6 protein-coding genes are annotated in these 4,445 nt (G+C 64.7%); 4 read left to right on the top strand and 2 right to left on the bottom strand.

What is annotated here, in order from left to right; genetic code table 11:
- The first annotated feature begins 206 nt into the window (after positions 1-206).
- Together ACFXN1_RS51345 and ACFXN1_RS51340 are read left to right on the top strand one after the other, a co-directional pair.
- The gene (locus ACFXN1_RS51345) at positions 207-785 is read left to right on the top strand and encodes a hypothetical protein (RefSeq protein ID WP_379446614.1); all 579 of its coding nucleotides are present in this window, start codon (positions 207-209) and stop codon (positions 783-785) included.
- A 507-nt stretch (positions 786-1,292) separates the two neighbouring features.
- Complete coding sequence (locus tag ACFXN1_RS51340) at positions 1,293-2,063, top strand: reverse transcriptase domain-containing protein (RefSeq protein ID WP_379446615.1); 771 nt, start codon at positions 1,293-1,295, stop codon at positions 2,061-2,063.
- A gap of 75 nt (positions 2,064-2,138) precedes the next feature.
- Here ACFXN1_RS51340 and ACFXN1_RS51335 read toward each other — a convergent pair whose 3' ends face one another.
- Both ACFXN1_RS51335 and ACFXN1_RS51330 read right to left on the bottom strand, forming a co-directional pair.
- On the bottom strand, positions 2,139-3,023 hold the full coding sequence (locus ACFXN1_RS51335; protein ID WP_379446616.1) for an IS3 family transposase: 885 nt from the start codon (positions 3,021-3,023) through the stop codon (positions 2,139-2,141).
- Positions 3,020-3,361, bottom strand: a complete 342-nt coding sequence (locus tag ACFXN1_RS51330) for a transposase (RefSeq protein WP_379446617.1) — start codon at positions 3,359-3,361, stop codon at positions 3,020-3,022. The genes ACFXN1_RS51335 and ACFXN1_RS51330 overlap by 4 nt, the downstream gene beginning before the upstream one ends.
- Positions 3,362-3,446: 85 nt before the next feature.
- Between ACFXN1_RS51330 and ACFXN1_RS51325 the strand changes: the two genes are divergently transcribed.
- Both ACFXN1_RS51325 and ACFXN1_RS51320 read left to right on the top strand, forming a co-directional pair.
- A complete protein-coding gene (locus ACFXN1_RS51325) occupies positions 3,447-3,653 on the top strand; it encodes a tyrosine-type recombinase/integrase (RefSeq protein WP_379446618.1) in 207 nt (68 codons plus the stop codon).
- A gap of 181 nt (positions 3,654-3,834) precedes the next feature.
- Positions 3,835-4,445: transposase domain-containing protein (locus tag ACFXN1_RS51320; RefSeq protein ID WP_379464158.1), on the top strand; the 611-nt coding region annotated here is incomplete at its 3' end.

Genomic DNA, 4,445 nt, shown 5'->3' with positions numbered 1-4,445 from the left:
GCGATGTGCGGCTCGTGGCGATGCCGCCGGGGTATAGCTGGGCACCGACCCCTGTCGGAACGGACATCAGTGAACGTGGGAAGCGGCCCGGTGCCGCCCGAGCCCTCCGGCGGCCGGTCGGGGGGCGGGCAGGTGCGACGCCCACTGTGGGTGCTGGGTCGTGGCGGAGTCGTCGTAGTTACTGCGGGCGCGGGAAAGCCGCGTGCATGGGGAAGGGCGACAGCGTGATCGGCAGCGGCAGCGGCAGCGATGAGGAGGAGCCGTTGAATAGCGGCGTCCCGGACGCAGAGGCAGTGATTGTTGCCGAGCGCCGGGTACTCGGTCATCAACGCAAGCTGCACCGATGGGCAACAAACGAGCCGCGCAAGCGGTTTGGTGACGTGTTCAACTTGGTTTACGACCAGGCCACGATGCTGGTGGCCTGGGATCGGGTGTCGAGCAACAGGGGCGCCAGGACAGCGGGCGTGGATGCGGTGACCCGCCGCCACGTCGAGGAGGACATCGGGGTGATGGCGTTCCTCGAGGACCTGCGGGTCTCGCTAAGGAACGGCACCTATGCGCCGATGCCGGTGCGGCAGGTCATGATTCCGAAGAAGAGCGGAAAGCTTCGCGCTCTAGGGATTCCAGCTCTGCGGGATCGGGTGGCGCAGATGGCCCTCAAGCTGGTTCTGGAACCGATTTCGAGGTCGATTGTGCGCCACGAGGCGCTGCTTTACCGGGCACGGTGTGAGACCGTGCGGGGTTTCCTGTCGCAGCAGGGGGCCCGGAAGCTGGGGACAGCCTGATCCGGGAGGTGCAGGGGAGGGTGGCAAGCAGTCCCGACAACGTAGCGGGGGCGCGGCACTACCAGACGCGCCGGTCGCGCTAGCGAGGTGGAAAGGGATAGCGATCGCGAACGAGTGTCTGATTCCCCGTGATTCGAAAACGACCCCGAACCTGGTGGATATGGGTCGATGCAGTGCTGGGCGGGCTTCAATCGGTGGCCTGCCCGCTTCCGGGTCGTTCAGTCTGTGCGGCTCGGAAGACCGCGAGAAAGGTCTGCGGCGTACTCGTGGTGATGCTGCCGGGGTAAAGCTCGATCCCGACCCCACCGACCGGTGGGCAGTGAACGTGGGAAGCGACCGGGCATCGCCCTTCCTTCCCGGCATCCGGCCGGGCGGCGGGCAGGCTCACCGTCAGCTATTGGTGGTCGGTCGTGGCGGAGTCCTCGTAGTAGTCCGACGCCGGGAGAGCCGGCGACACGGCGAAGGAGGGCAGCAGGTTTGCAGCAGGGTGTGGTCGAAAGGAGGCCGATGGTGAATACCGTCGAACCGAACCCGCAGTCCGGTGGGGCTGCGGCTCGGGTACTTCATGTCCAGACCAAGCTGCACAAGTGGGCAAAAGATGACCGCGACAAGCAGTTCCGCGATCTGTTCAACCTCGTCGCCGACATGGACACCCTACGGGTGGCCTGGCAGCGGGTGCGAGCCAATCGCGGAGCCCGCAGCGCGGGGGCCGATGGCGCCACCTGCTCCTATATCGAGGAGCGCATCGGGGTGGAGCCGTTCCTTCGGGACATCCAGTTCCGGCTCAAGGACGGTAGCTATCGGCCGCAACCAGTGCGGGAACGGGCGATTCCGAAGAAGGGCGGCAAGGTTCGCCGTCTCGGGATTCCGACCGTGACCGACCGGGTCGTGCAGATGGCGTTGAAACTTGTGCTAGAGCCGATCTTCGAGCCCGGTCAGTATCGGTCGAGTTACGCCTACCGGCCGGGACGACGAGCGCAGGACGCAGTAGCCGAGATTGTGCACTACATCAATAACGGCTACTCGTGGGTGGTCGAGGGCGACATCGCCGGATGCTTCGACAACATTCGTCATGATGTTGTCGTGCAACGTATTCGGCGGCGCGTTACCGACCGTCGTGTCGTGAACTTGGGCAAGGCGTTTCTGAAAGCGGGCGTGCTCACCGAACTGGGAGGGATCGAGCGGCGTCTGTCGGGCACGCCGCAGGGCGGGTTATGCGCAGCTGAACATAACGAGGCTTATGAACAGCGCTGGGTTATGCGCAGCGGCGGACCGTAAGGCCTGGTCGCGGTGGTGCAGGGGGCGAATCACTACGCATAACCTTGGAGTGTTCCCGGTTTTGTGGACTCGGGATCAAGCCGCGATCTGACTGATTTCCCTGTACCCTAACTCGTATTGCCGTGGTGTCAAATAACCGAGCGCCGAATGAGGGCGAACGGTGTTGTAGTAGAACTCAATCCAGTCGAACGTCTCCTTCCGCAGAGACTGCACGGTCGGCCACGGACGAGTGTGCACGAGCTCTTTCTTGTAGGTCGCGAAGAACGATTCCGCGACCGCATTGTCGAAGCATGATCCAGTCCGGCCGAGAGATCGGAGGACGCCATTCTTGGCACAGTAGGCGGCGAATTCCTTTGACGTGTATTGACTGCCGCGATCGCTGTGGAAGATAACGCCTTTCGCCGGCCGCCGGCGTCCGATGGCCATGTCGAGAGCATCGGTGACCAGCGACGTGCGCATGTGATCGGCGATCGCCCAGCCGACCACGGCCCGGTCGTGCAGATCGATGACCGTGGCCAGATACGCCCATCCGGTCCAGGTCTTGACGTAGGTGATGTCGCCGCACCAGCGCTGATTCGGCTGCGCGGCAGTGAAATCGCGTCCAATCCGATCGGGTGCGTCCATCGGCTTTGATCCTCGGATCGTGGTGCGCCGGAACGGTTTCGGGAACCGACCTTGCAAACCGGCCGCGCGCATCAATCGCCACACCCGCTTGCGTGACACCTGCCGCCCGGCCGCCGCGAGCGCCGCGTGCACGCGCCGAACACCCGGATTGCCACGCAATTTGGCGTGGATCGCCTCGATCAGCAACGTCAGCAGCGCATCGTCGCGCTCCCGGTCGCTGCGACCGCGGCCCTTCCACTTGTAGTAGCCCGACCGGGACACGTCCAGTTCCCGGCACATGAACTCGATGTCGAATTCCTCCGACGCAGCCCAGTCCGCGATCGCGGCGAATTTCACCGCTGGTCTTTCGCGAACCAGGTCGCAACTTTTTTTGCGAACGCGACCTGCATCTTCAACTCCGCGTTCTCCGCACGCAACCGCTCCAACTCGGCCCGTTCCGAGTCGGTCAGCCCCTTCCCCCGGTCACCGGAATCCCCGGATTCCTTCGCCCTCTTCACCCATTTCCTCAACGTCATCTCGTGCACGCCGATATTGCGTGCCACCTCGGCCACCGGCCGACTCTGATCCAGGACGAAACCCACCGCCTGGGCCTTGTACTCCTCGGTGAAACTACGCCGCGTCGAACCCAACACCAAACTCCCGTGCTCCCGGGCGGCAATCATCTCCGTGTCCACCGAACCGGGAACGCTCCACCTGGGGACTCTCGGCCCTGGCTGGCGCCGACCTCAGCCCACACGCCCTGCGTCGCACAGTAAAGCCATGCACCTCTACGAAGCCGGCGTCCCGTTGCCCTACATCCGCGACATCCTCGGACACGTCGACCTGTCCACCACCGAGATCTACGCCCGCGCCTCCACCGAGGCCAAACGCAAAGCCCTCGAAGCCGTCTACACCGACATCGTCACCGGCGATCTACCCGAATGGAACCACGACACCGAACTGTTGAACTGGCTCACCGGCCTGTGATCCCCGACCCCCGCAGAAGGGTTATGCGCAGTGATTCAACCCCGGCATCGCCGTCACCAGGCCCAGCGGGCCACCACTGCGCATAACCCAATGCCGTTAACTTTGGGGGTTTGCTGACGGCTGGCAACTGATGGGCGAATCGTGCTGTGTGGCTGGGTGTTCGGCTGTAGGGTGCCGGGTCGTGGCGGAGGTGGCGGGGCGGTTGACCGATCGGGTCGGGCTGGGGGTGCTGACCCGGGTGGTGTCGCGGGATCTGGTCGATGAGGTGGTGGCGCAGACCGGTCGGCGTGAGCAGCGGCAGCGGTTGTTGCCGGCGCGGGTGGTGGTGTATTTCGTGTTGGCGATGACGTTGTTCTTCGACGACGCCTACGAGGAGGTGATGCGCAAACTCGTTGACGGACTGCGGTTTCTGCGATCCTGGGACGGTCTGTGGCGGGTGCCGAGCTCGGCGGCATTGTGCAAGGCGCGGGCCCGTTTGGGTGAGGAGCCGGTGCGGGAGTTGTTCGCGCGGGTCGCGGTGCCGCTGGCGGGTGCCCGAACCCCTGGTGCGTGGCTGGCGGGGCAGCGGGTGATGGCCATCGACGGAGTCCAGATGGATGTGCCCGACACACCCGACAACGAGGCGGAGTTCGGCCGCGGCCGCACCCACCAGGCATTGGATGATCCGTATCCGAAGGTGAAGGTCGTGGGGTTGGCCGAGTGCGGTACGCACGCGATCATCGACGCCGAGATCGGGGCGGTCGAGACCGACGAACGAGAGTTGGCGCGGGTCCTGCTGGACCGGTTCGAACC

The sequence above is a fragment of the Nocardia sp. NPDC059154 genome (genome assembly GCF_042755705.1).
Taxonomy (GTDB): Bacteria; Actinomycetota; Actinomycetes; order Mycobacteriales; family Mycobacteriaceae; genus Nocardia.
The sequence above is the reverse complement of the archived record's forward strand: the minus strand, read 5'-3'. Positions and strand labels throughout refer to the sequence as shown.